This window comes from Methylomonas rapida (genome assembly GCF_024360925.2).
Lineage (GTDB): Bacteria > Pseudomonadota > Gammaproteobacteria > Methylococcales > Methylomonadaceae > Methylomonas > Methylomonas rapida.
Window position 1 is genome coordinate 1,994,755 of sequence record NZ_CP113517.1, and the last position, 26,855, is coordinate 2,021,609.

The following is a 26,855-nucleotide window of genomic DNA, read 5'->3' on the forward strand; positions in this document are numbered from 1 at the left end:
GATTTTCCTCAGAGTTGACCGCTACGGCGGCGTATCCACCATTGCAGGCTATTGACGATTAACAACAACAGGAACGACAGCAGCAGCATGATCAAGCCAATGGCGGTGGCGCCGGCGTAGTCGTATTGTTCCAGTTTGGTGATGATCAACAGCGGTACCACTTCCGATACGTACGGCATGTTGCCGGCGATGAAAATCACCGAGCCGTATTCGCCGACGCTACGGGCGAACGCCAAGGCAAAGCCGGTAATGGCCGAGGGCAGAATATTCGGCAAAATCACTTTCAAAAAGGCCTGCCAGCGGTTGGCGCCCAAACTCGCGGCAGCTTCTTCCATCGCGCTGTCGAATTCCTGCAACACCGGTTCTATCGTTCGCACCACGAATGGCAGGCCGATAAAGATCAAAGCCACCACGATGCCGGCCGGTTTGTAGGCGATTTGTACCCCGAACGCCTGTGTGATCCATTGGCCTATCCAACCTTTCGGTTCATACAAGGTGGCCAGCACGATACCCGCGACGGCGGTCGGCAAGGCAAATGGCAAGTCTATGATCGCGTCGAACAGTTTCTTGCCGGGAAAGGGATAGCGCACCAGCGTCCAGGCGATGATAAAACCCAACACGGCCGCGATCGCTGCCGCCAGCAGGGATGCGCCGAAGCTGACTTGGAACGAGGCCAGCACCCGTTTATTGGTCAGGATGGCCCAGAATTGTTCCGGGCTGAGTTGCAGGGTTTTCAACAGCAGCGCGCTGAGCGGGATCAACACGATCAGCGTCAGATACAGCAGGGTGAAGCCCAGCGTGGGGCGGAAACCGGGCATGATGTGACTTTGTGGCATGGCGATGTTCGTCGTTAAATGGATGGCTACAAAAATTGGATTGAGCGTTTGGGTTTTCGGTGAGCTTCACCTTTACCCCGCTGCATCCCGACAGGCATTGCCGCATCCAGTCGAGGCGAGTGGAACACAGACCTTCCTTGGTCACTGGATATCGGCAATGCCTGTCGAGACGATTCAATGTTGGGGAGAGATAGGGGCGCGTAAACCGCGCCCCTTGTCTCAGTTAAGGTTGATAGATTTGGTCGAAAGTACCGTTGTCATCGAAATGCTCTTTTTGTGCCTTGGCCCAGCCGCCGAATTGGGCATCGACCGTGAACAACTCCAGCTGCGGAAAGCGTTTCAAGTCTTCGGGATCGGCGTGTTCCGGCTGATAAGGACGGTAAAAATGCTTGGCCACCAGTTTTTGCCCGATCGGCGAATACAGGTATTGCAGATAGGCTTCCGCCAGATCGCGGGTGCCGTTTTTATCGACGATTTTGTCGATCACGGTAACCGGCGTTTCAGCCTTGATGCTGACCGGCGGCACCACGATTTCATATTCGCCGGCGCCGTATTCCTTCAAAGCCAGAAAGCCTTCGTTTTCCCAGGTAATCAGTACGTCGCCGATGCCGCGCTGGATGAAGGTGGTCGTCGAACCTCTGGCGCCCGAATCCAGTACCGGCACGTTTTTATACAGTTTCTTGACGAAGTCCTTGGCGGCGTCCTTGCTGCCGTAATTTTTTTCGCCGAAGGCCCAGGCGGCCAGATAGTTGTAACGGGCGCCGCCGGAGGTTTTCGGATTGGGCGTGATGACTGAAACGCCGTCTTTGGCCAGATCGTCCCAATTTTTGATGCCTTTGGGATTGCCCTTGCGCACCAGGAACACGATGGTCGAGGTGTAAGGCAGGCTATGGTTGGGTAAACGGTTTTGCCAGTCTTTCGGCAACAGGCGAGCCTTCTCCGAGATTTGATCGATGTCGTAAGACAGGGCCAAGGTCACTACGTCGGCTTCCAGTCCGTCGATGACGGCGCGGGTTTGCTTGCCGGCGCCGCCATGGGATTGCTGCACGTTGACATCTTCACCGGTTTTGTCTTTCCAGTATTTTATAAATTCTTTGTTATAGTCCTGGTATAACTCACGGGTCGGGTCGTAGGACACGTTTAAAATGGTGCGGTCGGCGAATGCGGCATGGCTGGCGAATATGGCCAGTGCTGCTAACAAGGTCTTCAGCGAGGTTTTTGCTGTCATGGGTCGGCTCCTGTTTAAATAAATTTGTCGCTATCGTACGGGGTGATTGCGGGCTTTAAAAATGATAATTTTTGAATGCATCATCTAATAATTAGATATAAAGATGTAAGGCAATGTCGAGCCGGCTGTTCTGCTCAGCCGGCCTGCTGCATTACTTGTATTTGGGTTTACCGTCGCCGAAGGCGTTCAGCGAGACTTCGAAATAGAGGAAATTGCCGGCTTCCGAGGTGAATGGTCCGGCGGCGGTATTACCCTTGTCAAACGAAGTGGTATAGTCGCCCGGCTCGAAGTGGGCGTAACTTAGGCTCCAATCCACATAAGGATTGAGCTTGTGGCGCAGGCGGATGTCGAACTCGTGGCCCAGGAAACTGCCGCTTTGGCCGGTGGGGTCCGTCAAGCGGGCGCGGTTCCAGCCGCCGGTTTCGCTTTCCAGCCAGTAAGCGTTATAGCCCAGGTCGACCCTGGCATCCTGATAGGGTGCGAACTCCAGCCGTGCTTTCGGTGCATGCACGTTATCCCAGGAGAAATAATCGTTGCGCGACCAAGGCTGGTTAAATCCATAAAAGGCATCGAAGCGTTGGTTGATGCCGTCGGCGTTACTCTTGTCGCCGGTACCGTAACCGTAATACACGCTGGCTCTGGGTTTCCAATCGTGATCGAAGGTGTAACCGACTTCCAACGAGTACGCCAGGGCGTCATGCTGTAGCTCTTTCTGTTCACGCAAGGTGCGAGTCACGCCGGAATCGTCCACCACGCGCACGGTTTTGCCGTTCACCAAATGGGCCGCGTTTTGGGGGTCACGATCGCCATAGCGGCCGAATTGTTTGTTGATGTCGGCGTCGAAATCGAAGCCGCTATCGCCGAATAGGCCGTAGATTCTCAAGCCGGGTGCATAGATTTCCCGGTCATAGACTGCTTTTTGGGCCTTCAAATTGGCGGTATTGTAGGGATCGCCATTGGTGCTGCGGCCCAGAAAATAAGGCTGGATGGTGATGTAATCCGACCACTGCCGCCAACTGAATACCGCGCCGTAAAACCAGGTATCTTCATCGGGTTGGTCGAAGTCGTATTTGTAACGCTCGACCGGCTGGAAAACAAAGGTGTCCAAGTCCCAGTTATTTTGCTTCTTGCCAAATCGGACTCGATAGCCTTCGAAGTTGTTGGTGGTGTTGCGGAATTCGTTGTTACCGACCAAACGACGGTCCAACAACTCCAAATGCTGGCGTCCGGCCCTGATGCTGATCGGGCGGTTATGACCCAAGGCGTTATCGAAATACAACTCGCCGTAAGCCTGAATCAGTTCGAATTCATTGACGTCAGCGTCGCTGCGTTCGTAATTGCCGTTATAGCTGCGGGCGTCTTCCATTTCGACCGCGAAGCGCAAGGGGTCCAGAATATCTTTTATGCCGATATAAGCACGGGTACGTAATAACCAAAGATTGTCCGGTTCACCGCGGTAGCTGTTTTGATTGGCGATGCCGCTCGAGGTATCGGTCCAGTTGCGCAAATCATTTTCGCGGTATTCGTAGCGAGTCCGAAAATCCAGGCCTAAATCCAGCCATTCGAGATCGCGCAATTGCTCGAATTGCGTTTTGCTGGCATTTCTAACATAAGCCGGAATATCGCCGGCCGGTTCGACGCGATAGCCTTTGGTGGGGCGATAATAATCCTCGGCTTGTGCAAGCTGCGGGAATATGGTTAATGCAATGACAAGTTTGCGCTTATTTAGTTTTAAAGCATGTTTCATAATAGGCCTGAGAGTGGAAATTAAGGCAATTTGGTTTTTAATCACGATAACTTCCGGCCGTCCGGTCAGTTATGCCAAGTCAATATATGGGTGTTTCGAGTTTTACTTTTGCGAGCAAATGAGTTTATCGGAACTTTTTATTCTGAATTTTTCATGCTTGTCTATTTGCACGACACGTCCGTCGTGAACCACGATTTCCAGCGACCCAAAGCGAATATTGTCTAGGATTGTAATAATATGCCGGGCAATATCTTGTTTCGACAAATTCTCATCGATTCCCATTTCTATAGACATGCAAAAATCCTCTTAAAAAATTTATTTCGATTGCATAAAATTGATGTAAGTAGGATATAAAAAACTGTGAATCGAGGAAAACGTTAATTTTTCATAGGTATGTCGAAAAATTCAATATGCCGAGTAGCGATAAGGGTATCCAATATGTCGATTTGCGACGGTTGAGGCGTCAGGTAAATAGTTCGGAACTTAAATATCGTTCACCCGAATCGGGCAAAACTACGACGATGGTTTTGCCAAGGTACGCTTCATGGCTTGCATATCGCAGTGCGGCCGCCACGGCCGCGCCGCTGGATATGCCGGCTAAAATGCCTTCTTCCTTCGCCAGGCGGCGGGCCATTTCGCTGGCTTCTTCATCCTCGACCGTTGCGATGGCATCGACCAGACTCAAGTCCAGGTTGGCCGGAACAAAGCCGGCGCCAATGCCTTGAATGGCGTGCGGCTTGGCTGTTATTGGCAAGTCCGCGAAATGCTGGGTCAGTACCGGGTTGCTCGCGGGTTCGACCGCGACTGACAACAGCCTATGGCCGCAATCCTGTTTCAAGTAGCGGCTGACGCCTGTCAGGGTTCCACCCGTGCCGACACCGGCAATGAAGATATCGATGTTGCCTTGGGTATCGCGCCAGATTTCCGGGCCGGTGGTCTGGCGATGAATGGCCGGATTGGCGGGATTGCTGAATTGCTCCAGCAACAGATAACGATCTGGGTCTTCCATAGTCAATGCTTTTGCCTTGGCTATGGCGCCGGACATGTCGAGTCGGCCATCGGTCAATATCAATCGCGCTCCGTAAGCTTTCACCAAACTTTGCCGCTCTTGACTCATGTTGTCGGGCATCGTCAACGTCACGGATAACCCCCGTGCCGCCGCGATGGCCGCCAGCGCAATGCCGGAATTGCCGCTGGTGGCTTCCAGTAAGACCGTTTCGGAATGGATCAGGCCGCGGCGTTCGGCGTCCCAAATCAATGCCGCGCCGACTCGGCATTTGACCGAATAAGAAGGATTGCGTGCTTCCACTTTACCCAGGATGGTGGCTTTTAACCCCTTGGAAATCCGATTGAGTCTGACCAAAGGGGTTTGGCCTATCGAATAGCTGTTGTCGCGGTGCCACATGACTTGCCTAAATCCATTCAGAAATGCATTTCATTGCTTGATGAAAAAAATCCCGCCACGCGGCGGGATAAGCTTTTTGGAGGAGGTGAAATGTCTATCAAAACCATTGTTGCAATTGGGTTTTCCACTGGCCGTTGGTTTCCTGTTTCAAAATGGCGTCCAGGTGACCAAGAGCGGAGGAGCTCAAGGGGCTTGGGTTTGTTTCATCAGTGTGCACTTGGTAACGGGCGATGATCACGTCTTTTTGCTCGCCGCCAGCATAGGGATTGAAGTGGGCGCTCAGCAATTCAAGACGCGCGCGGACTTTTTGTACTGTTAGGTAGGGGCGCCAAAACGCCTCGATCTCCGAACAGGAACCTGCGATGAGTCCGCCCGGTGCAATTACGGTTGATCTCAGTCCGCTGTATAAAGCCATTACTTCGTCGATTTTGCCGTTTCGTAGCGACTCATTCCAATTTTCGGCATGGTTCGCGGCAATTCGACGCGCTTCATCGGCGCAAGCTGGCATGCTCATCTCATAGCCGCAGACAAAGAGTAGAGTGCCTAGCCAGCGAATGTAGAGTTTCGGATTCGAAGGGTTTTGCTTATGGCCAATCATGACAAGCTCCTGGTTGGGCTCAGAATTTCATAAGGTCTCCAGATCGGGAGTAATGTCCTGCGGATGATTTAGATTACATGCCGCATTGTGCCGGCAGGCTAAAACTGCCGAAGTGATGCGGCGCACCCGGCATCAAGCCATTTACGATGCGCGGCGCGGGCGGCTGCCGCCAATGACGCGCCGATGCCGGCCTGCCCAAATGGTAACCCTGCAGCAGTTGGGCGCCGGCATCCAGGGCGATGTCCAGCTGGATTTCGTTTTCAATGCCTTCGATGATGGTTTGCGCGCCAAAGGCATGCACAACGTCGATCAGCTTAGGCAGCGCCCGACGCAAGCGGCTGTCGCGTTCGGCCTGCTTGATCAACGCCAAATCAAATTTGACGAAATGCGGCGATAGGCGCCAGAGCCGGTCCAGACTGGAATGTTGACTGCCGAAATCATCGATGGCGATTTGATAACCGCAATCGCGATAGTTGTCGATGGCTTCGCGCAGACCCGAGTTAGACTGTACTTGCGTTTCGCTGATCTCGATCACGACTTGCCGCGTCGGCACCGAATGCCTATGCAAAATCGTTTCGAACACTTTGCCATGTGCCGAAACGCTGGTCAGCAATTTCGGGTGTACGTTCAAAAACAGCAAGCCGCGTTTTTCCGGTAATGTCAGATAGTTCAGCATGTGCAGTGTGCGGGCCACGCGGTCCAGCTTCACTAGCTTGCCTTCACTGTCGGCGACGCTGAAGGCAAAACTCGGGGTGACGGCCTCTATGCCGGTCGAGGGTCTTAGTAGCGCTTCGTAGCCCAGAAGGCCGTCGGGCGTGCTGGTGTCGAAAATAGGTTGAAATTCGCTGTTTAAGCGTAATCCGATAAAACGGCTCAGCACTTCATCATCTTCTGTTTCCAGCCTGAGGTCATCCAGGTTCAGATAAAGCACGTTTTCGAGTTCCGCTCTGATTGTTTCTAAGGTGCTTGTAATCATCGCTATTCCTTCGTGGTAATCTTGTTGACGGATGACAGATTACCGAGTTTTTAAATACAATTAAAACGTTATTATTCGATTTGATAATCTAATTTATGAATATAGATTGAGGCCGCTATTGAACCCATGAAGGTTTAGCGGCCAGCATACTGATGGAAATATTTTGAGAGGGCAGGGTGAGTGGCGCCGGCCCTGGAACGCTTTGCTGACCTGATGATCTGCTTTCAACATCAAACAACATTTCCAAATCGTTTTGAAAGACCTGGGATAGCCCAAGGGAGAAGGCTGGCAAGCCGGATGATTGCGGTGTTAAATCCGGTCGAAATGTATCAGCGCCGCGCATAATGCCTGTCAGTTGCTTCAAGGCCGGGTCGTCGCGTTATGTCCAGCCAGCCGCTAAGTAATGAACATGAAATAATCTATGCAAGTATTCGGTGTAGGTGCGGATTCATTCGCGCAGTGCGGATGAATTCGCACCTAGTGGGCCTAGCTTGTTTCTCACACATTCCTAAGCCATTAACAACGTTAAAACAGGCAATCGACGTATGCCATTCACAAAACTATGCCTTGCTGGACAAGCCAGATTTTGATGAAACTGAATGATAGTCCTGCACTACCGCAAGCAAGAATGACGGGAATGACGTTCACCTTGAAATGGAATAGCGCCCAAAACGCGCCCAGGCTGATCAAGGCTGAGATGGCATCGAAATCGCCTGCAAAGCCTTGCGGCCAGAACACATGCCAAGCGAAAAATACCGCAAGATCGAGAATTACGCCCACCACGGCGGCGGTGATGCCGGTCAGGGGGGCGGTAAACTTCAAATTGCCATGGGTCGATTCCACGATCGGACCACCGGCCAGAATGAACAAAAAGCTGGGCAGAAAGGTAAAGTAGGTCACTACCGTCGCTGCCACCGCGCCCGCCAGCAGCAATTGTTCGCTGCCGAAGACCTGTTGGCTCCAGCCTGCGACAAAGCCGACGAAGGTCACCACCATGATCAGGGGGCCGGGTGTCGTTTCGCCCAAGGCTAGGCCGTCGATCATTTGTTGCGGAGTCAGCCAGTGAAAATGCTCCACAACACCTTGATAGACATAAGGTAAAACCGCATAAGCACCACCAAAGGTTAGCAATGCGGCTTTGGTGAAGAACCAGCCCATTTGCGTCAGTGCACCGTTCCAGCCGTATTCAATGCAGAGCCAGCTAATCGCACCACCCCACAAGAGCAGACCGGCAATGATGATTTTGATTAAAACCGACCAGCGGAACAATGCGTGTGGTGGTGTTGGGGTATCGTCGTCGATCAACGCGGGTCCGTAACTGTGCTGAGCCGAACCATGTCGGCCACCCAAGGCGAATTTCTCCGGCAGCCATTTGCCGCCCAGCGCGCCCAGAATGGCAGCCAGTAACACGATCAATGGAAACGGGGCATTCAGTAAGAAGATGGTTAAAAACGCCAAGGCAGCAATCGCCCACAACAGGCTATTTTTCAAAGCCCGCGAGCCAATACGATAGGCGGCAAACAGCACGATTGCCGTCACCGCCGGTTTAATACCGTACAACACGCCGGCCACCGCCGTGACCTGACCATAGGCCAGATATAGCCAGCTCACGCCAATCAGAATCAACAGCGACGGCAATACAAACAAGCCACCGGCGACGATGCCGCCAATGTTGCGGTGCATCAGCCAGCCGATATACGTGGCTAATTGCTGGGCTTCCGGCCCCGGCAATAGCATGCAGTAGTTCAGGGCATGCAGGAAACGTCTTTCCGACAACCAGCGCCGTCTTTCCACCAACTCCTGGTGCATGATGGCGATTTGTCCGGCAGGTCCGCCAAAGCTGATAAAGCCCAGTTTCAGCCAAAAGAGAAAGGCTTGCCAGAAGTCAACGGGTTCAGGGCGATGCTGCAGTATATTTACGAACGGTTTGTCGGGTGATGTCATGTCGTGTTGGTTCCTTTCCGGGATGTCATCAGCAAGCTGCCAAAAACCGCACTGGCCGCCGCCAATAATTGGTCGCGTGGCGCAAGCCCGCTACACGCTTTCAACGCCAGGGCGGATAAGCGGGGGGTGGCTTGACTGAGAAAATGGATACCCAGAAACCAAACTGTCAACGGCAAATTACCCCCTGAAAGACGGTTCACGCAATGTAACTTTTCTGTTGGGTGTGCGCCTGTTTGCCAAGCTTTTTTCGGTGTAGCGGAAAATGATGGCTAATCAGGATCGTTTAAAGCGTGTCGATTATTGAGTTGGATTTGCCAGTCTCATATTGGTATCCAATGGCAGGTAGGCTAATGACATGGGGCAATCGCATCTCGTCAACCAAGGTTTCAATGACGTTTTTTGCTTTATCGGGTTTGTCATAGAATTCAACGACTAACGGTAAGTCCATGGATAGGTTTAATAGCGAGACGGCGCGTATTTTACCGTCTTCGCCAAAGCCTTCGATGCCGCGTACCACAGTTACGCCCATGACCTTGGCGTCGTCATGCAGGTAGTTGAGGAGCTTATCCAGCAAGTTTTCCGCCTCACGCAAATATATCCGTACCAGGGTTACCTCATGCGGGGTCATCGATCGATTGCCTGTGGTTTGTGCATATTCGAGCCGTATTCTGCGGAGCGGGCAAAAAATCGGCTCATTTGTGAATTTCGACGTGCAGTGCGCGATATTCCTCGGTCAATTTATGTGAAGGTGCGTAATGAACCAGCGGTTTGGCGTCAGAGTGGGATTCGCGCACTTTGACCGAGGTCGAGATTTTGGTATCCAGTACCGGCAAGCCTTCCGCGATTAAGTCCTCGACTAATTGGCGCGGCAGGTTGGCTTGTTTTTGATATTGGTTGACCACGACACCTTCGACATGCAAGTTGGGATTGTGATCGGCTTTGACTTCGGCAATCGAGCGCATCAGGGTGTACAAGGCTTCACGGGCGAACGTATCGCAATCGAACGGGATCAGGCATTTTTCGGCGGCAATCAAGGCCGACAGGCTGTAAAAATTCAAGATAGGCGGCGTGTCGATATAGATGAATTCGAAACCTTCCAGTTTTTCCAAAGCTTCTTTCAGTTTGTAGATTTTATGCCGCGATTCCAGTCGGCTTTGCAGGCCTTCCAGATCAGGGTGGGAAGGCAGCACATACAGATTCGGAAAAGGGGTTTCGTGGATGGCGCTTTCCAAGCCTTCCTTGCCACCGCCAAAAAGCCCCAAACCCAGGCTGTCCTTGAAAAAATGAGCGATGGTTTTATCCGAATCGGTGACTTTGGCACCCAACAAATATTGGGTGGAGTTGCCTTGTATGTCCAGATCGATGACCAGGGTTTTTTTACCTTCAACGGCGCTAATCGCTGCCAAATTGCACGTAATAGTGGATTTGCCCACGCCGCCTTTTTGATTGAAAATCACCCTGCGCATAATCGCCTCGTTAGTTCGAAAATAAAAGCCCGCATTATAAGGTTAATGCCTGCAATATCAACAGCGTGTGAAAGCCGTGCCTTTGCATTCCGGGCATTCGGGGATGATGCTGGTCGATTTGAAGGCGATATGTTTGCCGCAGGCGTCACAGGTAAAAGTACCCGGACTCGTGACATCGCCGCTCTTATAAGGATGGTATTGCTTGGCTTCCATTTCCAGTGCCGCCAGTTTGACTTTGGTTTTGTCGGCGATGTCCATGAAGGCATCCAGCGCGAAGTTTTCGATCAGGTCGATATCGAATTTCAGCCACTCCGAGATTGAGTTATTTTCATCTTCCAATTTTGGCGAGGCGGCGACATTTTCGACGTCGCGCATCACGTAGTCGGCGATTCTGTTGATTTCTTCTTGCGTATGGCCACCCAAGGCCGCGGTCTTTTCCTTGGCGATGTCCAAGGCTTCGGCAACCGTATGCAGGGTGTCGTCCAATGCTTCGTATAAATGCCCCATCAAGTCATCGTAGGCTTTGATCAGTTTGTTTTCGCCCATGGCCTTCTCCTTGTTGTTTTAATGATTTCACGCTTTAGATTTAAGCGCCTGTAAGGTATTCTAGCGCCTTTTTACACGAAAAGACGAACAGGATGGAAGAGCTTTACAAACCGCAGGCGATCGAGCAAAAAGTCCAGGCCGATTGGGAAAAATCCGGCGTTTTTACTGCCACTGAAACGACCGGCAAGGAAAAATACTACTGCTTGTCGATGTTCCCGTACCCCAGTGGCAAACTGCACATGGGCCACGTTCGCAACTATACCATCGGCGACGTGATCAGCCGCTTTCAGCGCATGCAGGGCAAGCATGTCTTGCAACCCATGGGCTGGGATGCTTTCGGTTTGCCGGCGGAAAATGCGGCGATGCAGAATAAAGTCCATCCAGCCGACTGGACGTATTCCAATATCGATTACATGCGCGATCAGCTGAAACGCCTGGGTTTCGGTTACGACTGGAGCCGCGAATTGGCGACCTGCGATCCTGAGTACTACCGCTGGGAGCAGTGGTTCTTCCTGCGTCTGTTGGAAAAAGGCCTGGTTTATAAAAAGACCGCACCGGTCAACTGGTGTCCGCACGATCAAACCGTGCTGGCCAACGAGCAGGTCATCGACGGCTGTTGCTGGCGCTGCGACACGCAGGTCGAGAAAAAAGAAATCTCGCAGTGGTTTTTGAAAATCACCGCCTATGCGCAGGAATTGCTGGATGACCTGCAAAAACTACCGGGCTGGCCGGAGCAGGTTAGAACCATGCAAGCCAACTGGATCGGTCGCTCGGAAGGCGTGGAAATGGATTTTGCCGTGGAGGGTTTCGCAGATCCTATCCGTATCTACACCACCCGGCCGGATACCGTAATGGGCGTAACCTATGTGGCGGTGGCCGCCGAACACCCGATTGCAAAGAAAGCCGCCGAAACCCATGCCGACATCGCCGCGTTCATCGAGTCCTGCAAGCAGATGGAAACTTCCGAAGCTGCAATGGAAACCATGGAAAAACGTGGCATCGCTTCGGGTTACACCGCGATTCATCCCTTGACCGGCGAACAGGTACCTGTGTGGATCGCCAATTTCGTGTTGATGAGTTACGGCACCGGCGCGGTGATGTCGGTCCCTGCTCACGACCAGCGCGACTATGAATTTGCTAAAAAATACGGCATCGCGATTAAAGAAGTCATCGCTGCAGTGGATGGTTCGGACGACAGCACTGCCGAAAAAGCTTTCACCGATAAAGGCGCGCTGAAAAACTCGGGCGAATTCGACGGCTTGGATTTCAAGCAAGCCTTCGATGCCATTGCCGCGAAACTGGCCGGCATCGGCAAGGGCGAACGCAAAACCAATTTCAGACTGCGCGACTGGGGCGTTTCCCGGCAGCGTTACTGGGGCGCGCCGATTCCGGTGATTTATTGCGATGATTGCGGCACCGTGCCGGTACCCGACGACCAGCTGCCTGTCACGTTGCCGCGCGACGTGGTGCTGGACGGCTCGCAATCGCCTTTGGCCGCGCACCCGACTTTCCCCCATACCAATTGTCCCCAATGTGGCAAGGCAGCGCGGCGCGAAACCGACACCTTCGATACCTTCATGGAATCGTCCTGGTATTTCGCCCGCTACGCCAGCAGCGATTGCCATGCTGCGATGCTGGACCAGCGGGCTAACTACTGGCTGCCGGTCGACCACTACATCGGCGGCATCGAGCACGCGATTTTGCATCTGCTCTATGCGCGCTTTTACACCAAGTTGCTACGCGACGAAGGTTTATTGGTCTGCGACGAACCCTTCAAGAATCTGCTGACTCAGGGCATGGTGGTTGCCGAGACTTTCTTTCAATTGGATGAGCACGGCCACAAGCGCTACTACAACCTGACCCAAATCGAGGTCGAGCGCGATGCCAAAGGCAAGATCATCGGCGCCAAATTACTGGAAGACGGTTCGCCGGTTACGGTCGGACCTATCGAGAAAATGTCCAAATCCAAGAACAATGGCGTCGACCCTCAAGTCCTGATCGACCAATATGGCGCCGACACCGTGCGTCTATACACGATGTTTACCTCGCCACCGGATCAGTCGCTGGAATGGAACGACGCTGGCGTCGAAGGCGCATTCCGCTTCCTGAAACGCCTGTGGCGTCAGGTTTACCTGCACGTCGAAGCCGGCCTGCCGCAAGCGGCGCTGGATAAAGCTTCGCTAAGCGACGAGCAGAAAGCATTGCGCCGCCAGTTGCATCAGACTCTGCAAAAAGTCACCGACGACATGGGGCGCCGTCATGCCTTCAATACCGCGATCGCGGCCAACATGGAGCTGGTCAACGCCTTGAACAAGTTCGAGGATGACAGCGCCAATGGTCGCGCATTGCGTCAGGAGGTGCTGGAAAGCATCGTATTGATGCTAGCGCCGATCATTCCGCATGCGTCCCAGCAGTTGTGGAACGATCTTGGTCACGACAGCGACATCGTCGTGGCTGTTTGGCCCGAAGTCGACGAGTCCGCCTTGGTGCAGGAGGCGATCGAGATGGTGGTGCAGGTCAACGGCAAGCTGCGTGGCAAATTGTCGGTGGCGGCAAACGCATCCAAGGAGCAGATCGAAGCCTTGGCCATGGCGGATGAAAATGTGTTGCGGTATATCGAAGGCAAGCCGGTGAAGAAGTTGATCGTCGTGCCGCAAAAACTGGTGAATATCGTTGTTTAATTGTGTGTCGCAAAACATCAGTCCGATGAATACAAGTATTAAGCTAATTTTTTTCTTCTCGTTGAGCTTGATGGCCGCGTGTGGCTACCACCTGCGCGGCTCGGTCGCGCTGCCGGCGGAATTGAAAAACATGTATTTGTTTGGCGTGTCTGGTGATCTGAACCGTGAAATGACCGCGATGCTGAGAGCGGCGGACGGGAAAATCGCTACCTCTCCGAACGATGCCGGCATCGTGGTTAAAGTCTTGAAGGAAGACATGCGTCAGCGGGTGCTATCGATCGGTCAAACGGGTAAATCCAGCGAGATCGAGCTGGACTATTACCTGCGGTTTCAATTCTACGACAATCAAGAAAACCCGTTGCTGGAGGAGCAAACGATAGAACTGAGTCGTGAGTTTTTCAACGACCAAACGGCTATTCTGGCAAAGGAAGCCGAAGAAGTGACGATCAGGAAGGAAATGTATAGACAGGCCGCACGTATGTTGATGTTTCGCGCTCAGGCCGCGGTGGAAACCCACAAGCGATAAAAGCATGCGGCTGAAAACGGAGCAGCTCGATGCGGCGTTAAAGCAGGGATTGCAGCCGCTTTATCTGATCAGCGGCGATGAACCCTTGCAGGTGGGTGAAGCTGCCGACGCGATCAGGGCTGCGGCCAGGATGGCCGATTACACTGTCAGGGAGGTCATCAGTATCGATCACGGCAACGAGTGGCCGCAGTTGGCGATGGAGGCTGATTCTTTATCCATTTTTGCGGAAAAAAAATTGATCGATTTGCGGTTGCCATCCGGGAAACCCGGCGCCGAGGGTAGTAAGGCATTAATCAGGTATTGTCAGCATTTACCGGCGGACACGATTTTGTTGATCACCTGCGCGAAACTGGATTCAGCCAGCCAAAAGGCCCAATGGTTTCAAGCGATCGACAATGTTGGCACGGTCGTGCAAGTATGGCCCTTGCAAGGTCAAGAGTTGTTGAATTGGTTGCAGCGTCGTGCCGAGCGTAAGGGTATGCGCATTGATCATGATGCGGCCAAAATTCTGGCCTCGCGTATCGAGGGAAATTTGTTGGCGGCGGCACAGGAAATTGAAAAACTGTATATCCTGCATGGTACGGGCTCGATAAGCAAGACCACGGTGGAAGATGCAGTGGCTGACAGTGCCCGGTTTGATGTTTTTAAATTAACCGACGCCTTGCTGGCAGGGAAATTCAATCGTACCGTCAAAATCTTGAATGGTCTGAGTGCTGAAGGCATTGCGGCACCGGTTGTGCTGTGGGCGCTAAGCCGGGAGATCAGGTCGCTGTTTAATGTCAAAACCGATTTGAAACAAGGCGCTAATACAGAATCTGTATTCAAGAAGCATCAAATCTGGGATAAACGCAAACAACTGATGCAAGATGCGTTGCGGCGCTTGAACCTTACCCAGATCCATGCATTGTTGGTGCTTTGCGCCAAAGCCGATAGAGAAATCAAGGGACAGTCACAGGGTGACGCCTGGGAAACGTTGTTCGAAATTTGTTTGGCCTCTTGTCGGCCGGATTTTGCCAAGCAACGATTTCGCGTTTGAAAGGGCCGGTTTAAAAAGTCATTAATTCTTGATAATATTACTTGGTTATTAATCTCTGTATCGAGTCATCAATATGAATGTCATTGAAAGAATTCAAGAACAATTGGCCAGCGCGCCCGTAGTGTTATACATGAAAGGTACGCCGGATTTCCCGCAATGCGGTTTTTCCGGCAGGGTCGTGCAAGTTTTGCAAGCCTGCAATGCCCAGTATCGCGCAATCAATATTTTCGAAGATCCCGAGTTGCGCGAGGCCTTGAAGGAATATTCCCATTGGCCGACCTATCCGCAACTCTATGTCAACGGCGAGTTGGTCGGCGGCTGCGATATCGTGATGGACCTTTATAACAAGGGCGAACTGCAAACCATGCTGGGCGCAGCCGTCTAAAGTATGCCAAGCGAGCGGCTCGCGCTGGCGAGCCGCTTATGCGGCTTCGGTCGCCAATAATTTCTTCCAGCGATTGTAAATAATGCAGAATAGTTCAGCCGTTTGTTCGGCGTCGTACAACGCGGAATGCGCGCGCTGATTGTCCCATTCCAAACCCGCTGCTTCCGCGATCTTAGCCAAAACCGTCTGCCCGAAAACCAGTCCGCCCAGTGTCGCGGTATCAAAGCTGCTGAACGGGTGGAACGGGCTTCTTTTTTGTTGCGTACGTTCAATCGCCGCATTTAAAAAATTGATGTCGAATGCAGGGTTGTGGCCAACCAAGATCGCCCGTTTGCATTCGTTTCGTTTTACCGCTGCCCTGATCGGGGCGAACAACTTGTTGAGCGCTTCTTTTTCCTCCACCGCCATTCGAAAGGGGTGGTAAGGGTCGATTCCGTTAAATTTCAACGCGGCTTCGTCCAGTTCGGAATTTTTAAACGGAATGATGTTGCAATGATGTTTTTCTGTAATCTGCAGCCAGCCTGCTTGATCTTGCTCCACGATCACGGCGGCAATTTCCAGTAGTGGGTTCTTTTTGGCGTTGAAGCCTGCGGTTTCGATATCGACGATAACGGGTAAGTATCCTCTAAAGCGGTTGCCAAGAGGTGTAAAACTGGTTTGCATGGTCTTTGGTGGTTAGAGAAGTCGTTTATATGGTATGTTACGTTAGATTGAATCCGCTATAAACAAGAATTCTGGTGATGAGATGAAATTTATGCAAGGCAGGGCAATTGCTTCCTTGGTTATTGTCGCTACGATGGTTTTGCTGAATGGTTGTGCGACGATCAAAACACCCAACCCCAGCGATCCCTGGGAAAGCTGGAATCGAAGCATGCAATCTTTCAACGATAATCTGGACGACTATCTGATGAAACCGGTCGCCAAGGGTTATCAATGGATAACTCCCGATTTCATTGATCAAGGGGTGACCAACTTTTTCAGCAATATCGATGATATCGGTGTGGTGACCAACGACTTTTTACAAGGTAAGTTTCTGCAATCCACCAAGGACGGCGCACGTTTACTGATCAATACGACCGCGGGTGTGGGGGGATTGGTCGACGTTGGTAGCATGATCGATCTGCCTAAACATAATGAAGATTTCGATCAGACCTTGGGTGTCTGGGGTGTGCCGACAGGGCCTTATCTGGTATTGCCATTTTTTGGTCCTAGCTCGCCGCGTGGCGTCGCGGGGCTGGTCGGCGATGCCGCGATGAATCCCTTTACCTATGTCGGTATTTATTTGAATCCCGAATGGTTAGGCGCCGCGGTATCGGTGGGAACGGGCGCTTTGAAAGTAATCGATGCGCGCGCCAATCTTTTGGGCATGGAAAAGGTGGCCAGCGAGGCGGCACTGGATCGTTATCAGTTTTTTAGGGATGCTTATCTTTCCAATCGCAATTATCTGGTCAACGATGGTAATGTCCCGGAGGACGATGTCCTGAAATTCGAAGAACTTAAGGATGAAGGGTTTGGTCCGCTGAATACCAATCCGTATTAATTCCGTCATTCGTATCAAGGCCGTAAAATTCAGGTTTTGCGGCCTTTTTTGTGCCTGTTGCTCGCCTTCGGGCAGAAAATAACGAGCACAACCATTCGAATCGATTTGAGAAGCTTGTGTTATCGTTAGAAAAATTTTCAACGCCCAATGGACTCGAGGAATATATGCAAATAGGTAATACAGCTAGAGTAGGTCATGTTTTTGCATTGGCCCTTGTTTTGACGGGGTGTGCGACAACCCAGGCGACCGATCCGCTAGATCCTTGGGAAGACTGGAATCGCGGCATGCAGTCGTTCAATGACGGTGTCGACGATTATGTGATGAAGCCGGTGGCCAGGGGCTATCGCTGGATAACTCCGGATTTCGTCGATACCGGAGTGAGCAATTTTTTCAGCAATATCGGCGACATTCGTGTGTTCATCAATGACGCTTTGCAAGGCAAGTTCGCGCAAGGCGCCTCAGACGGCGCGCGTTTGCTTGTCAATACAACCGCGGGAATAGGCGGCCTTTTCGATGTGGCCAGCAGCATCGATTTACCGAAACACAAAGAAGATTTTGATCAGACCTTGGGGGTTTGGGGCGTGCCAACCGGGCCCTATCTGGTGTTGCCATTATTGGGACCGAGTTCGCCGCGCGGCGTGCTCGGCGTGGTGGGAGATGCCGCCTTGAATCCTATCAGTTACACCGGCGTATATTTTGCCTCATCGGCGGTATCGACCGCTGTGTCGGCCGGACTGGGGGCCGTGAACGCCGCCGATTTGCGGGCCGACAATCTGGAAACCGAAAAAGTCGCCAGTGAAGCGGCGCTGGATCGCTATGCCTTTTTCCGTGGTGCTTATTTCTCGCAACGCAATTATTTGGTGCACGACGGTAATGTCCCGCACGAGGATGTGTTGGATTTGGAAGAATTGGATGAAAAATTATCGCCGGTCACGCCTTACTGAGGCGAGAGAAATAGATTTGCCCCATCGCAGGTTGGCGCTTAGGAACGAACATGAAAAAACCTATGCAAATATGCGGGGTAGGTGCGGATTTATCCGCACAGTGAGAATGAATTCGCACCTACCAACCCCGAGATCATTTCTCCCACATGCCTTAGCGTTTTTTCAGGATATTTTTGCTTTCACGAATCCCACTTCTGCTTGTAGCAAGCTTGCCGGCAGAATTCTATTTTCCAAAGCCGTGCCGCTATCCACGTCACACGCAACCCGCAAGTAATTGGGGGTGTAGCCGAAAAAACGGGTCAGGCCGTTTTCCAGTATTTCGCTTTGCCCTTCCCATAACACGGCCGCTTGCGTGCCGATGTTTTCGGCAATGAAAGTTTGTTTCAGGTTTTCCGCCAGTTCATGCAGTGCCCGGCTACGCTGACGCTTGATGTCGTTGCCGATCGGGTTCGGCAGGCCTGCGGCCTTGGTGCCCTCGCGCGGCGAGTAGCTGAAGATGTGAATATGGCCAAAACCTATGTTTTTGATGTAATCATAACTTTCTCGCCACTCTTCCTCGGTCTCGCCGGGAAAGCCTACGATGATGTCGGTCGTGATGTTGAAGTGCGGGATCGTCGCGCGGGCTTTTGCGACCAGTTCGGCGAATTCGGCCGTCTTGCAGCGCCGCGCCATGCGCCTCAGTACGCTGTCGCTGCCGCTTTGTAACGGCAGGTGCAGGTGCGGCATAAGGCGCGGATTTTCGAACAACACGAAGAAGCCTTCCGGCAATTCCCACGGCTCCAACGAACCCATGCGCAGGCGCGGAATTTCGGTCTGGTCCAAAATCGCTTGAATCAGTTCGACCAGGTTGCTGTCGATGTCGCTACCGTAACCGCCCAGGTGCACGCCGGTGATAATGGCTTCTTGTATGCCTTGCGCATGCAAGGCGTTGATTTCGTCGACGACTTCCTGAATCGAGCGGCTGCGTTCCTCGCCGCGCGCCACCGTGACGATGCAAAAGGTGCAGCGGTAACGGCAGCCGTCTTGTACTTTGACGAAGGCGCGCTGGCGGCCGCGGCTGAACAGCGAGACTTCGCCCGGTTCCGTCGACATCGCCGGCATGCTGTCCAGGTTCAACTCGCTCAGCACTTTTTCCACCAATTGGTTTTTATCCTGATTGCCGACGATCAAATCCACGCCCATCAGTTGTTCGGCCTCGGTTTGATTCAAGGTCGCATAGCAGCCGCTGACCACCAGTTTGGCGGCCGGATTGTCGCGATGCACACGGCGTATCAACTGCTTGGATTTTTTTACGGCGTCTTGGGTGACCGCGCAGGAATTCAGCACGACCAGATTGGCGTCGTGCAAGTTGCGCGTGACGGTGTGGCCTTTGGCCTGAAAGGCTTGCGCCCAGGTTTCCAGTTCCGCTTCGTTCAAGCGGCAGCCCAGGGTTTTCAAATGTATTTGCATGTATCTATTAAACCGTAGGGTGCATCAGCGTAGCGTCGTGCACCGTCCCCTAAAAAATTAACCAAAAAACCAATAAGTCATAAAAATTGCGGTAGAAATGCCGGCCAAATCGGCGATCAAGCCGCAGGCGGCGGCATGGCGTATCCGTTTGATGTTGACCGCGCCGAAATAGACCGCCAACACGTAAAACGTGGTTTCGGTGCTGCCTTGCACCACCGAAGCCATCCGGCCGACAAAGGAATCCGCGCCGTGCGTTTGCATCGTGTCTATCATCATGGCCCGTGCGCCGCTGCCGCTGAAAGGTTTCATCAACGCGGTCGGTACGGCGTCGATGAAACGCTTGTCCAAGCCCATTAAATCCGTCAGCAAGCCAATCACGTCCGTCAGTAACGCCAAAGCGCCGCTGGCGCGAAACACCCCAAAGGCCACCAGCATCGCCACCAAATAAGGGATGATGCTGATCGCGGTTTGAAAGCCCTGTTTGGCGCCGTCCACGAATAGTTCATAGGCGTTCAGTTCTTTATGCAGCGCGGCGACGATGAAGGCGACGACGAGCGCGAACAAAACCACATGACTGACCAGCGCCGATTGCCGCATCATTTCCGCTTGCTCCAGGCCGGCGAAATAAGCCAGCATGCCACCGATCAACGCGGTGATGCCACCCAAGTAAGCCAGCACCACCTTATCCCACAGGCGGATTTTTTGCACCCACGCCACCGCCAAAAGACCCGCCAGCGTAGAGGCATAGGTGGCGATCAGAATCGGGATGAATACGTCGGTCGGATTGGCCGCGCCCAATTGGGCCCGGTAAGCAAATATCGTCACCGGAAACAGCGTTACCGACGAGGTGTTCAGCACCAGAAACAAAATCTGCGCATTGCTGGCGCGGTCCGGATGCGGGTTCAGACTTTGCATTTCCTGCATGGCCTTGATGCCCATCGGCGTCGCCGCATTATCCAGGCCCAGCATGTTGGCGGCGATGTTCATCGTCATCGCGCCCAAGGCCGGATGGCTGTGCGGTATCTCCGGCATCAGGTGGCTGAATAACGGATTCAAGGCCCGTGTCAACAGTGCGACAAAGCCGCTGTGTTCGCCGATCTTCATGAGGCCCATCCATAATGCCAGTACTCCGCTCAAGCCCAACGAAATTTCGAACGCAGTCTTGGCCTGCCCGAACATCGCCTCGATGATCGCGGCGAACGCCGTCTGGTCGCCCAAAAACAGTAGTTTGCAGAGGGCGACGGCAAAAGCCGACAGGAAAAACAAAATCCAGACGAAATTTAGCAAGAATCCTGCTCAAGCCGCTTGGTGGGTGGTTTGCAATAAACCTTGCTGGCGCAATTTACGGTGGATATTGCCGGGGCTTAATTCAAGCCCGTTTTTCCAGCACAAGGCGCCTAGCTCCAGGAAAAACTGCCGGAAATAAGCCGCGTCACGCAGCGGCGCGACGAGTTCGCTGCCTCGGTCGAGTAAAGGCTGTAAATCGTAATCGCCGTAAGTCCGATCGGAAAACCACAGACGAATGACGTAGGCTTGAAGATATTCGGCTTTTACTATTTTAATCATTATCCGCTCCGGCAATGCGCTGCAAGGGTTTTAATTCGACCGCTAACTGCCAGTCTTCCTGCAGTTCCCCGCGATGATGTTCCGCCCAGTCTTGTACCAGTTTCAAGGCCTTTCCGGGCAAATGCCCTTCCAGCAGCTTTCCGTCTTCGATGGCGATCAGCGCTTCGTGGCCTTGATATTCGACATGAAAGTGCGGTGGATTGTGATCATCATGATACATCCGGATGTAGATGCCGAAAAAATAGGAGATGACGGGCATTGGCGAACTAGCGGTTTAATCAGGCGATGGCTTTCGCCAGCTGGGCCGCGTAACCGGTGTAGCTGTGCGGTGTCAGTTTCAGGAGTTCGGCCTTGGCTTCCGCCGGAATCTCCAGTTTTTCGACGAAAGCCTGCATGCCTTCGCCGGTGACGCGTTGGCCGCGGGTCAGCTCTTTCAATTTCTCGTAAGGCTTTTCGATGCCGTAGCGGCGCATCACGGTTTGGATGGGCTCGGCCAAGACTTCCCAGTTTTGATCCAGATCCTGATCCAACAGAGAGGGGTTCAACTCCAGTTTTGAGATACCTTTCAGAGTCGATTGAATCGCGATGCTGGTGTGGGCGATGCCGACGCCGATGTTGCGCAGCACGGTCGAGTCGGTCAGGTCGCGCTGCCAGCGTGATACCGGCAGTTTCTCGGCCAGGAAGCCGAAAATCGCATTGGCAAGACCTAAGTTGCCTTCCGAGTTTTCGAAGTCGATCGGATTGACCTTGTGCGGCATGGTCGACGAGCCGACTTCGCCGGCCACGGTTTTTTGCTTGAAGTAGCCCAGCGAGATGTAGCCCCAGACGTCGCGGTCGAAATCCAGCAATATGGTATTGAAGCGCGACAAGGCGTGGAAGAATTCGGCCATGTAGTCGTGAGGTTCGATCTGTATCGTGTAGGAGTTGAAGGTCAATCCGAGCGATTCGACGAAATTTTGCGCGAATTGCGGCCAATGGACGTCCGGGTAAGCGACGCTATGGGCGTTGTAATTGCCGACCGCGCCGTTGATCTTGCCCAAGAGTTCGACCTGGGCCAATTGAGCGCGCTGGCGCTGCAGGCGAGCGACGACATTGGCCATTTCCTTGCCGACCGTGGTTGGCGTGGCCGATTGGCCGTGAGTGCGCGACAGCATCGGCTGCTCGGCGCTGGCCAAAGCCAGTTGCTTGATCGCGGCTATCGTCGCGTCGATCTCGGCCAGGATCAGGCCACGGCCTTCCTTCAGCATCAAGGCGTAAGACAGGTTATTGATGTCTTCCGAGGTGCAGGCGAAATGAAAAAACTCGTTGATCGCCTGCAATTCGGCATTGCCTTTGATCTTTTCTTTCAGGAAATACTCGACCGCCTTGACGTCGTGATTGGTGGTTTTCTCGATGTCTTTGACGGCTTGCGCGTCGGCTGCGGAAAAATCAGAGACGATGCCGTTCAGCACGGCATTAGCCTCGGCTGACAAGGCCGGCACTTCGACGATTTTGGCTTCGGCGGCCAAGGCTTGCAGCCAGCGCACCTCGACTTCGACCCGGTAACGGATCAAGCCGTATTCGCTGAAAATAGGGCGCAAGGCGTCGACTTTATTGGCGTAACGGCCGTCGATGGGGGAGATGGAGGTGAGGGTCATGATGTGTTCCTATCTAAAAATGGTTCGATGGGGTTCATTGAACCCATCGTACTTGGGTTTTTAAGCGTTGTATTTCGATTCGATAATGCCGCCGCCTAGGCAAACTTCGCCCTGATAAAACACCACTGATTGTCCAGGGGTAATCGCGCGTTGCGCTTGGTCGAAGCAGACCTTGACGCGGGTGCCGCCGTCAATAGATTCGACGATGCAAATCTGGTCCGACTGGCGGTAGCGGGTCTTGGCGGCGCAGCGCAGGGTTTGGGTCAAAGGCTGGCTGCCGCACCAGTCGAGTTGCCCGGCTTCCAGGGTGTTGTGCAGCATCAACGGGTGTTCGTGGCCCTGGCCGACTACAAGTACGTTGTTTTCCAGGTCTTTGTCCAATACGAACCAGGGCTCGTCGGGTGCGTCCTTGACGCCGCCTATGCCCAGGCCTTGGCGCTGGCCCAAGGTGTAGTACATCAGGCCGTGGTGTTTGCCTATGTATTTGCCTTCCGGTGTGCGCATCTCGCCGGGTTGGTGGGGCAGGTAGCGTTCCAGGAATTCTCTGAATTTACGTTCGCCGATGAAGCAGATACCGGTGCTGTCCTTCTTGCGGCTGTTCGCAAAGCCGGCTTTGTCGGCCATGGCGCGGATTTCTGTCTTGTGCAGGTGGCCGATCGGGAACAGCGTCTTGGAAAGTGCCTTCTGGCCCATCGCGTATAAAAAGTAGCTTTGTTCCTTGCTCGGGTCCAGGCCTTTCAATAATTCGAATTCGCCGTCGCGTTCGCGCACGCGGGCGTAATGGCCTGTAGCGATGTATTCGGCGCCCAGGTCTTCCAATGCATAGTCCAAAAAGGCTTTGAACTTGACGTGTTTGTTGCACAGGATGTCAGGGTTGGGCGTGCGGCCGGCCTTGAATTCGGACAAAAATACCTCGAAGACTTCGTCCCAGTATTCGGCGGCGAAGTTGACGGTTTTCAGTTCTATGCCCAGCGTGTCGGCGACTTGTTGCGCGTCGGCCAAATCCTGCATCGCGGTGCAATATTCGGTGCCGTCGTCTTCCTCCCAGTTTTTCATGAACAGACCGGTGACCTTGTAGCCTTGTTCCAGCAAGGTCAGTGCGGTCACGGAAGAATCGACGCCGCCGGACATGCCGACGATGATGTGTTTGCTCATGCTAAATCGAGAAAAGACTGTAATAAATCGAGTGGGTAACGCTCTCCCGTCAAATAGGCGTCTACGCTTTTCAATACCAGGGGGCTGCGTAATTGCTCGGCACGGGCGGCTATTTCAGCGCGGCTGAGCCAGTGGGTGGCGATGATGTCGTTATCCAGTTGTCGAGTCATGTCGTGGCTATGTACGTTGCCGGTGAAGCAGAAACGCACAAAGCTGGGAAAATCGGGCCTTCGACGCCAAAGCTGGATAGCCACTAACGCTTCGGGTTCGAAGCACCAGGCCGTTTCTTCCGCCACTTCGCGTTTGATGGCGCTGATCAAATCTTCGCCAGGTTCCAAATGTCCCGCCGGTTGATTGAACGCAAGGCCTGTCTCCGTTGTCTCTTCAACCAGTAAAAAACGGCCTGCTTTTTCAATCACCGCGGCGACGGTTACATGTGGTTTCCAAACCATATCGTTAAAAATACCTTAAAGGTGGCGCATTTTACGCGAAATGTTTTTTGTTTGCGTAAAGATTGAAATTTAAGCATGAAGACGCTATGTTAAAAGGCAGTGATAAATAGGCACGCTTGGACCATGACTGATTTTGATCCCTTGAAAGATTCCGATGGCGATATTGCCGTTCAGCGCGCAAAACCCGAGCTGAAAAGGCCTCCATTGTATAAAGTGATCTTACTGAACGACGACTTTACCCCCATGGATTTTGTCGTTGAAATATTGACTGATTTTTTTAACATGAGCCAAGAACGAGCAACTCAAGTAATGTTGCAAGTGCATACCCAGGGTGTGGGTGTGTGCGGCACCTACACCAAGGATGTGGCCGAAACCAAGGTACATATTGTTAATGAATATTCCAGGGAGCATCATCATCCGTTGATGTGTACCATGGAGGAAGCGTGAGAGGTAAGCCATGCTAAGCAAAGAACTTGAAGTGACATTGAATGCGGCGTTCACCAATGCTCACGCCAAGCGGCACGAATTTATCACCGTCGAGCATTTGTTGTTGGCGTTATTGGATAACGTGACCACGATCCCGATCCTGATTGCCTGTGGCTGTAACGTCAATGCGTTGCGCGGCGAGTTGACGCGATTCATCGATGAAACCATTTCCCTGATTCCAGATGGCATTCAGCGCGAGACGCAGCCGACGCTGGGATTTCAACGGGTGTTGCAGCGCGCGGTGTTTCACGTGCAGGCCTCCGACAAAAAAGAAGTCACGGGGGCCAATCTATTCGTGGCCTTGTTTAGCGAACAGGATTCTCATGCGGTCTATCTGTTGAATAAGCAGGACATCACTCGACTTGACGTCGTCAACTACTTGGCGCATGGCGTCTCGAAAATTGAGCAACAGCAGAAGCATGACACCAACGAAGACAATGAGTCGGAGCGTGGCATGAGTGATGCCGGATCGAGCCCGTTGGAAAAATACGCCACGAATCTTAACGAAGAAGCTTTAAAGGGCAATATCGACCCTTTGATCGGACGCGAGCAAGAGGTGGAAAGAACCATACAGGTGTTGTGCCGCCGGCGTAAAAACAACCCCTTGTTGGTCGGCGAGGCTGGGGTTGGCAAGACGGCTATTGCGGAAGGATTGGCCAAGCGCATCGTCGAAGAGCAAGTGCCCGATGTGTTGTTGAATAGCACCATTTACTCGTTGGATATGGGAGCGCTGGTAGCGGGTACCAAATACCGCGGCGATTTCGAAAAACGCCTGAAAGCCCTGGTTTCTCAGCTCAAAAAAGAGCCCAATTCCATTTTGTTCATCGATGAAATTCATACCATCATCGGTGCGGGCTCGGCTTCCGGTGGTGTGATGGACGCGTCCAATCTGATCAAACCTGTGCTGGCGTCCGGCCAGTTGCGCTGCATTGGTTCCACGACTTATCAAGAATATCGCGGAATTTTCGAAAAAGATCATGCCTTGGCGCGCCGCTTTCAAAAAATCGACGTGGTGGAGCCATCAATCGAAGACACCGTGCAAATTTTGAAAGGCTTGAAAACCCGCTTCGAAGAGCATCATGGTCTGCAATACACCCAGGAAGCCTTGAGGGCCGCTGTGGAATTGTCCGCTCGCTATATTACCGACCGGCATTTGCCAGACAAAGCGATCGATGTGATCGATGAGGCAGGCGCGCGCCAGCGCTTGTTTGTGCTTGGCGAACGAAAAGAGATCATTGATGCGGCGGAAATCGAGGAAATTGTCGCCAAAATGGCCAGGGTGCCCGCGCAATCCGTGTCGGCCAACGACAAAGACAAGCTGGCCAATTTGGAAAAAAACCTGAAAATGCTGGTGTTCGGCCAAGATGAGGCTATTTCTGAACTTGCGGCCGCTATCAAGTTGTCGAGGGCAGGTTTGCGCGATACCAGCAAGACCATTGGTTCCTTCCTGTTTGCCGGGCCGACCGGGGTGGGTAAGACCGAGGTCACGCGGCAGTTGGCGAAAGTGCTGGGCATAGAGCTCATACGCTTTGATATGTCCGAGTACATGGAGCGGCATACCGTGTCGCGTCTGATCGGCGCGCCGCCAGGTTATGTTGGGTTTGATCAGGGGGGATTGCTAACCGAAGCGGTGACCAAGCATCCGCATGCCGTATTGTTGCTGGATGAGCTGGAAAAAGCGCATCCAGATGTGTTCAATTTATTGCTGCAGGTGATGGATCACGGTACCTTGACCGACAACAACGGGCGGAAGGCGGATTTTCGCAATATCATCTTGATCATGACCACCAATGCCGGCGCTGAAGAGGGCGCGCGCGCCTCGATCGGGTTCACTCAGCAAGATCATGCAACCGATAGTATGAAAGTCATCGAGCGTGGCTTTTCTCCGGAATTTAGAAACCGCCTGGATGCCATCGTGCAGTTCAAGTCGTTGGATATCAATGTGGTCGGTAGCGTGGTAGACAAGTTTATTTTCGAGCTGGAAGCTGTATTGGCCGACAAGAATGTGACCTTGGCGCTGGAGCCTGATGCCAGAAACTGGCTGGCCGAACATGGTTACGACGTAAAAATGGGGGCTAGGCCGATGGCGCGTTTGATCCAGGAAAAGGTCAAAAAGCCGTTGGCCGAAGACTTGTTATTTGGTCGCCTGGTGAATGGTGGTCATGTGCGCATCTTCGTCGAAAACGATCAACTCGCTTTTGGTATCGAGGGCAAGCAGTTGCTAGTGTCGGAGATGAATCAGGTGGTATAAA

General features: G+C 52.9%; 28 protein-coding genes. 8 read left to right on the forward strand and 20 right to left on the reverse strand.

Features of this window, described 5'->3' with window-relative positions; all coding sequences use genetic code 11:
• Positions 1-8 precede the first annotated feature (8 nt).
• The 12 genes from cysT to NM686_RS09425 form a co-directional block, all read right to left on the reverse strand.
• Entirely contained in the window at positions 9-836 is an 828-nt protein-coding gene (cysT, locus tag NM686_RS09365; RefSeq protein WP_255187615.1) for a sulfate ABC transporter permease subunit CysT, read from the reverse strand.
• 223 nt (positions 837-1,059) lie between these two features.
• Positions 1,060-2,064, reverse strand: a complete 1,005-nt coding sequence (locus NM686_RS09370; protein ID WP_255187616.1) for a sulfate ABC transporter substrate-binding protein — start codon at positions 2,062-2,064, stop codon at positions 1,060-1,062.
• Between the two features lie 151 nt (positions 2,065-2,215).
• Positions 2,216-3,811: an alginate export family protein gene (locus tag NM686_RS09375; RefSeq protein ID WP_255187617.1), complete on the reverse strand. Its 1,596-nt coding sequence runs from the start codon at positions 3,809-3,811 to the stop codon at positions 2,216-2,218.
• A 102-nt stretch (positions 3,812-3,913) separates the two neighbouring features.
• A complete protein-coding gene (locus NM686_RS09380) occupies positions 3,914-4,105 on the reverse strand; it encodes a YezD family protein (RefSeq protein WP_255187618.1) in 192 nt (63 codons plus the stop codon).
• A gap of 169 nt (positions 4,106-4,274) precedes the next feature.
• Positions 4,275-5,216, reverse strand: coding sequence for a cysteine synthase A (gene cysK / locus NM686_RS09385; protein WP_255187619.1), 942 nt, complete (start codon positions 5,214-5,216; stop codon positions 4,275-4,277).
• Between the two features lie 97 nt (positions 5,217-5,313).
• Positions 5,314-5,814, reverse strand: coding sequence for a Cif family virulence factor (locus tag NM686_RS09390; protein WP_255187620.1), 501 nt, complete (start codon positions 5,812-5,814; stop codon positions 5,314-5,316).
• A 73-nt stretch (positions 5,815-5,887) separates the two neighbouring features.
• Positions 5,888-6,790: an EAL domain-containing protein gene (locus NM686_RS09395; RefSeq protein ID WP_255187621.1), complete on the reverse strand. Its 903-nt coding sequence runs from the start codon at positions 6,788-6,790 to the stop codon at positions 5,888-5,890.
• Between the two features lie 115 nt (positions 6,791-6,905).
• A complete protein-coding gene (locus NM686_RS09400; RefSeq protein WP_255187622.1) occupies positions 6,906-7,154 on the reverse strand; it encodes a hypothetical protein in 249 nt (82 codons plus the stop codon).
• A gap of 188 nt (positions 7,155-7,342) precedes the next feature.
• Positions 7,343-8,734, reverse strand: coding sequence for a chromate efflux transporter (chrA, locus tag NM686_RS09405; protein WP_255187623.1), 1,392 nt, complete (start codon positions 8,732-8,734; stop codon positions 7,343-7,345).
• A 283-nt stretch (positions 8,735-9,017) separates the two neighbouring features.
• Positions 9,018-9,362 carry a DUF190 domain-containing protein gene (locus tag NM686_RS09415; protein WP_255187624.1) on the reverse strand — a complete coding sequence of 115 codons (345 nt, stop codon included), beginning with the start codon at positions 9,360-9,362 and terminating at the stop codon, positions 9,018-9,020.
• Between the two features lie 64 nt (positions 9,363-9,426).
• The gene (locus tag NM686_RS09420) at positions 9,427-10,200 is read right to left on the reverse strand and encodes a ParA family protein (RefSeq protein WP_255187625.1); all 774 of its coding nucleotides are present in this window, start codon (positions 10,198-10,200) and stop codon (positions 9,427-9,429) included.
• A gap of 57 nt (positions 10,201-10,257) precedes the next feature.
• Positions 10,258-10,746 (reverse strand): zinc ribbon-containing protein, encoded by a 489-nt coding sequence (locus NM686_RS09425; RefSeq protein ID WP_255187626.1) that lies wholly within the window; start codon positions 10,744-10,746, stop codon positions 10,258-10,260.
• A 92-nt stretch (positions 10,747-10,838) separates the two neighbouring features.
• Between NM686_RS09425 and leuS the strand changes: the two genes are divergently transcribed.
• The 4 genes from leuS to grxD all read left to right on the forward strand — a co-directional run bounded on the left by leuS (position 10,839) and on the right by grxD (position 15,374).
• Complete coding sequence (gene leuS, locus NM686_RS09430) at positions 10,839-13,427, forward strand: leucine--tRNA ligase (RefSeq protein WP_255187627.1); 2,589 nt, start codon at positions 10,839-10,841, stop codon at positions 13,425-13,427.
• 25 nt (positions 13,428-13,452) lie between these two features.
• Positions 13,453-13,953 carry an LPS-assembly lipoprotein LptE gene (locus tag NM686_RS09435; RefSeq protein ID WP_255187628.1) on the forward strand — a complete coding sequence of 167 codons (501 nt, stop codon included), beginning with the start codon at positions 13,453-13,455 and terminating at the stop codon, positions 13,951-13,953.
• 4 nt (positions 13,954-13,957) lie between these two features.
• A complete protein-coding gene (gene holA, locus NM686_RS09440) occupies positions 13,958-14,989 on the forward strand; it encodes a DNA polymerase III subunit delta (RefSeq protein ID WP_255187629.1) in 1,032 nt (343 codons plus the stop codon).
• Between the two features lie 73 nt (positions 14,990-15,062).
• The gene (grxD, locus tag NM686_RS09445; protein ID WP_255187630.1) at positions 15,063-15,374 is read left to right on the forward strand and encodes a Grx4 family monothiol glutaredoxin; all 312 of its coding nucleotides are present in this window, start codon (positions 15,063-15,065) and stop codon (positions 15,372-15,374) included.
• A 36-nt stretch (positions 15,375-15,410) separates the two neighbouring features.
• On the opposite strand, the gene rnt is transcribed toward grxD, so the two are convergent.
• On the reverse strand, positions 15,411-16,037 hold the full coding sequence (rnt, locus tag NM686_RS09450) for a ribonuclease T (RefSeq protein ID WP_255187631.1): 627 nt from the start codon (positions 16,035-16,037) through the stop codon (positions 15,411-15,413).
• A gap of 82 nt (positions 16,038-16,119) precedes the next feature.
• Here rnt and NM686_RS09455 point away from each other — a divergent pair, with 82 nt between their 5' ends.
• Together NM686_RS09455 and NM686_RS09460 are read left to right on the forward strand one after the other, a co-directional pair.
• Positions 16,120-16,914 (forward strand): MlaA family lipoprotein, encoded by a 795-nt coding sequence (locus NM686_RS09455; protein WP_255187632.1) that lies wholly within the window; start codon positions 16,120-16,122, stop codon positions 16,912-16,914.
• Positions 16,915-17,078: 164 nt separating this feature from the next.
• Entirely contained in the window at positions 17,079-17,858 is a 780-nt protein-coding gene (locus NM686_RS09460; RefSeq protein WP_255187633.1) for an MlaA family lipoprotein, read from the forward strand.
• Positions 17,859-18,020: 162 nt separating this feature from the next.
• Here NM686_RS09460 and mtaB read toward each other — a convergent pair whose 3' ends face one another.
• Genes mtaB through NM686_RS09495 form a run of 7 tightly spaced genes read right to left on the reverse strand, consistent with a single transcriptional unit; the run spans position 18,021 to position 24,117 of the window.
• Positions 18,021-19,307 (reverse strand): tRNA (N(6)-L-threonylcarbamoyladenosine(37)-C(2))-methylthiotransferase MtaB, encoded by a 1,287-nt coding sequence (gene mtaB / locus NM686_RS09465; RefSeq protein ID WP_255187634.1) that lies wholly within the window; start codon positions 19,305-19,307, stop codon positions 18,021-18,023.
• Between the two features lie 57 nt (positions 19,308-19,364).
• The gene (locus NM686_RS09470; protein WP_255187635.1) at positions 19,365-20,594 is read right to left on the reverse strand and encodes a nucleoside recognition domain-containing protein; all 1,230 of its coding nucleotides are present in this window, start codon (positions 20,592-20,594) and stop codon (positions 19,365-19,367) included.
• Positions 20,595-20,603: 9 nt separating this feature from the next.
• Positions 20,604-20,873, reverse strand: a complete 270-nt coding sequence (locus NM686_RS09475; RefSeq protein ID WP_255187636.1) for a DUF2442 domain-containing protein — start codon at positions 20,871-20,873, stop codon at positions 20,604-20,606.
• The gene (locus NM686_RS09480) at positions 20,866-21,132 is read right to left on the reverse strand and encodes a DUF4160 domain-containing protein (RefSeq protein ID WP_255187637.1); all 267 of its coding nucleotides are present in this window, start codon (positions 21,130-21,132) and stop codon (positions 20,866-20,868) included. The genes NM686_RS09475 and NM686_RS09480 overlap by 8 nt, the downstream gene beginning before the upstream one ends.
• 19 nt (positions 21,133-21,151) lie before the next feature.
• Complete coding sequence (purB, locus tag NM686_RS09485; protein ID WP_255187638.1) at positions 21,152-22,510, reverse strand: adenylosuccinate lyase; 1,359 nt, start codon at positions 22,508-22,510, stop codon at positions 21,152-21,154.
• 60 nt (positions 22,511-22,570) lie between these two features.
• On the reverse strand, positions 22,571-23,665 hold the full coding sequence (gene mnmA, locus NM686_RS09490) for a tRNA 2-thiouridine(34) synthase MnmA (protein WP_255187639.1): 1,095 nt from the start codon (positions 23,663-23,665) through the stop codon (positions 22,571-22,573).
• Complete coding sequence (locus tag NM686_RS09495) at positions 23,662-24,117, reverse strand: NUDIX hydrolase (RefSeq protein ID WP_255187640.1); 456 nt, start codon at positions 24,115-24,117, stop codon at positions 23,662-23,664. The genes mnmA and NM686_RS09495 overlap by 4 nt, the downstream gene beginning before the upstream one ends.
• Positions 24,118-24,240: 123 nt before the next feature.
• Here NM686_RS09495 and clpS point away from each other — a divergent pair, with 123 nt between their 5' ends.
• Positions 24,241-24,564, forward strand: a complete 324-nt coding sequence (gene clpS, locus NM686_RS09500; protein WP_255187641.1) for an ATP-dependent Clp protease adapter ClpS — start codon at positions 24,241-24,243, stop codon at positions 24,562-24,564.
• A 10-nt stretch (positions 24,565-24,574) separates the two neighbouring features.
• Entirely contained in the window at positions 24,575-26,854 is a 2,280-nt protein-coding gene (gene clpA, locus NM686_RS09505) for an ATP-dependent Clp protease ATP-binding subunit ClpA (RefSeq protein ID WP_255187642.1), read from the forward strand.
• Position 26,855 lies beyond the last annotated feature (1 nt).